This window comes from Variovorax sp. 01T439_2 (assembly GCF_056398445.1).
In genome coordinates this window covers 1-3,054 of sequence record NZ_JBFTPJ010000718.1, presented here as the reverse complement: position 1 = coordinate 3,054, position 3,054 = coordinate 1, and the positions used below count along the sequence as shown (strand labels likewise).

4 protein-coding genes are annotated in these 3,054 nt (G+C 67.4%); 2 read left to right on the top strand and 2 right to left on the bottom strand.

All coding sequences use genetic code 11. From position 1 onward, the window contains the following. Positions 1-654 (top strand): ABC transporter ATP-binding protein (locus tag AC1DOC_RS26525; RefSeq protein ID WP_478130818.1); only part of this gene is annotated, 654 nt, incomplete at its 5' end. 10 nt (positions 655-664) lie between these two features. On the opposite strand, the gene AC1DOC_RS26520 is transcribed toward AC1DOC_RS26525, so the two are convergent. Both AC1DOC_RS26520 and AC1DOC_RS26515 read right to left on the bottom strand, forming a co-directional pair. Then, the gene (locus AC1DOC_RS26520; RefSeq protein WP_062362972.1) at positions 665-1,642 is read right to left on the bottom strand and encodes a Bug family tripartite tricarboxylate transporter substrate binding protein; all 978 of its coding nucleotides are present in this window, start codon (positions 1,640-1,642) and stop codon (positions 665-667) included. Between the two features lie 37 nt (positions 1,643-1,679). Further along, entirely contained in the window at positions 1,680-2,744 is a 1,065-nt protein-coding gene (locus AC1DOC_RS26515) for a CDP-6-deoxy-delta-3,4-glucoseen reductase (protein WP_412510477.1), read from the bottom strand. A 55-nt stretch (positions 2,745-2,799) separates the two neighbouring features. Here AC1DOC_RS26515 and AC1DOC_RS26510 point away from each other — a divergent pair. Next, the coding region (locus AC1DOC_RS26510; RefSeq protein WP_478130817.1) for an NAD-binding protein at positions 2,800-3,054 on the top strand (255 nt) is incomplete at its 3' end.

Here is a 3,054-nt window from a genome sequence, read left to right as displayed (position 1 = left end):
AAGGGCGTGGACTTCGAGGTCCACGAAGGCGAACTGGTGTCGCTGATCGGCTCCAACGGCGCCGGCAAGACCACCACCATGAAGGCGATCACCGGCACATTGCCGGCGGGTGCCGGCACCATCGAATTCCTGGGCCGCAACATCAAGGGGCGCGGCGCCTGGGACCTGGTGGGCGAGGGCCTCGTGATGGTGCCCGAAGGCCGCGGCGTGTTCACGCGCATGACGATCACCGAGAACCTGCAGATCGGTGCCTACATCCGCAAGGACAAGGCCGAGATCGCGAGCGACATGGAGCGCGTGTTCGTGACCTTCCCGCGGCTGCGCGAGCGCAAGGACCAGCTCGCGGGCACCATGTCGGGCGGCGAACAGCAGATGCTGGCCATGGGCCGCGCACTCATGGCGCGCCCCAAGGTGCTGCTGCTCGACGAGCCCACCATGGGCCTGTCGCCGATCATGTGCGACAAGATCTTCGAGGTGGTGCAGACCGTGGCCGCGCAAGGCGTGACCATCCTGCTGGTGGAGCAGAACGCCAACCGCGCGCTGCAGCTGGCCGACCGCGGCTACGTGATGGAGTCGGGCCTCATCACGATGACGGGCGACGCCAAGGATCTGCTGAGCGACCCGCGCGTGCGGGCCGCCTACCTCGGCGAATAATCTCCAAGGGTCAGTCGACCCTGGCGCCGGTTGCCTTCACGACGGCTTCGTACTTGGAGAGTTCGCTCTTCATGAACGCGCCGAACTGCTCGGGCGAATTGGCGACCGGCTCGGCCAGCAGCGTGGCAAAACGGGTCTTCGTTTCCGGTGCGTTCAGCGCCGCCACGAAGGCCTGGTTGAGCTTCACGACCACGTCGTGCGGTGTCCCGGCCGGTGCCACCAGGCCCCACCAGGTGTCGATCGAGAAGCCCTTGAGCGTGTCGGCCACCGGCGGCAGCTCGGGCATGGCGCTGCTGCGCTGCAAGGTCGTCACGGCAATGGCCTTGAGCTTGCCCGAGCGGATGTTCGGCGCCGCCGTGGCCAGGTTGTCGAAGTTGAAGTCGACCTGGCCCGAGAGCAGCGCCAGCTGCGCCGGATTGCCGCCGTTGTACGGAATGTGCAGCGCGAAGATGCCGGCCTGCTTCTTGAACAGTTCGCCTGCCAGATGCCCGGCGCTGCCGTTGCCGCCGCTGCCGTAGTTGAGCTTGGCGGGGTTGGCCTTGGCGTAGCGGATCAGGTCGGCCACGGTGTTGATCTTGAGGCGCTGCGCGGTTTCCGCATTCATCACCAGCACGTTCGGCACGCGCACCATCTGCGTGATGGGCGCGAAGTCGGTCGCCGCGTTGAACGGGATCTTGCTGTAGAGCCACGGATTCACCGCGTGGGTGGCGGTGGCCGCAATGCCGATGGTGAGGCCGTCGGGCGCCGCCTTGGCCACGATGTCGGCGCCGATGTTGCCGCCCGCACCGGGCTTGTTGTCGATGATGACCGTGCCCAGGGAGTCCTTCACGCGTTCGGCCAGCATGCGGGCCGTGACGTCGATGGGGCCGCCAGCGGCGTAGGGCACCACGAGGCGGATCGGGCGCTGCTGCTGGGCCGCGGCCTGGCCGGCGGTGGCCAGCAGCGTGGCGCCGGCGAGCAGCGCGAGGAGGAAGTGTCTCGTCTTCATTCTTTGATGTCGTCTCGGAGAAAAGGGAAAGCGGGGATCAGGGAAGCGCCTTGTCGGCCTCGGTGGTGAACGCGTCGGCAAAGAATTCTTCGTCGGGCAGGCCGGCCAGCGCCACGTAGTCGTGCCGGGCCGAGTCGACCACGATCGGCGCGCCGCAGGCATACACCTGGTGGCCCGAAAGATCGGCAAAGTCCTCCAGCACCGCGCGATGCACGAAGCCCGTGCGGCCGTTCCAGTTGTCTTCCGGCGTGGCGTTGGAAACCACCGGCACGTAGCGCAGGTTCGGCATCTCCTTGAGCTGTTCGCGCACCCAGGCGTCCATGTAGAGGTCTTCGGGCCGGCGGCCGCCCCAGTAGAGCGAGGCGGGCCGGTCGATGCGCTTGAACTTCATGTGCTCGAGCAGCGCCTTGATGGGCGCAAAGCCGGTGCCCGAAGCCAGCAGGATCATCGGCTTGGCCGAATCCTCGCGCAGGAAGAAGCTGCCGTAGGGGCCTTCGATGCGAAGGATTTCCTTTTCCTTCATGGCGCCGAACACATGGTCGGTGAACTTGCCGCCCGGCAGATGCCGCAGGTGCAGCTCGATGCCCGTGCCCGGTTCGGCCAGCGTGTGCGGCGCATTGGCCATCGAATAGCTGCGGCGCGCGCCGTCGCGCAGGATGAATTCCACATACTGGCCCGCATGGAACTGCAGCGGCTCGCCGGCCGGCAGCTGCAGGCGCAGCTTCATCACGTCGTGGGAGAGCCGCGTGAGCGCCAGCACCCGCACCGGCATCTTGCGGATCGGCAGGGCGCCGGCCTCGGTGACCTGGCGCGACTCGAGCACCACGTCGCTCTTGGCATGGGCGCAGCAGGTGAGCACGAAGCCCGCCAGCTGCTCTTCGGCGCTCAGCGCCTTGCTCTGGTGCGGCCCGAGTTCAACCTCGCCCGAGAGCTTCCGGCACTTGCACGAGCCGCAGGCGCCATCCTTGCAGCCATAGGGAAGGCCGATGCCCTGGCGGATGCCGGCCGCGAGAATGGTTTCGTCGCCATGCACCACGAAATGACGCCCGCTGGGCTCGACGGTGATGGAAAAGCCCGCTTCATGCGGCGCTGCAACAGTCATCGGTATTCTTCGGCTTGTTTCAGCCTGGGTCTGAAAAGGGAAAGGAACTCGGATTTTGCCTTCAATCAATAGCCCTTCCGGCGCGCTGCCGGCGCGCTTTCGCCGCGAACGCCTGCTGATCGTGGGCTGCGGGGACGTCGGCCAGCGCGTGGCGCGCAGCCTGCGGGGCCGCATGCAGCTGGTGGCGCTCACTTCATCGGGCGAACGGGTGCCGGCCCTGCGGGCGGCGGGCATCCGTCCGCTCCAGGGCAACCTGGACGATCCGGCCACGCTGCGCCGCCTGGCCGGCGTGGCCACCCGCGTGCTGCAC

What these genes read in the sequence shown, in the direction of transcription:
- AC1DOC_RS26520 (WP_062362972.1), bottom strand. Translation starts at nt 1,642, where the DNA reads ATGAAGACGAGACACTTCCTCCTCGCGCTGCTCGCCGGCGCCACGCTG.
- AC1DOC_RS26515 (WP_412510477.1), bottom strand. Translation starts at nt 2,744, where the DNA reads ATGACTGTTGCAGCGCCGCATGAAGCGGGCTTTTCCATCACCGTCGAG.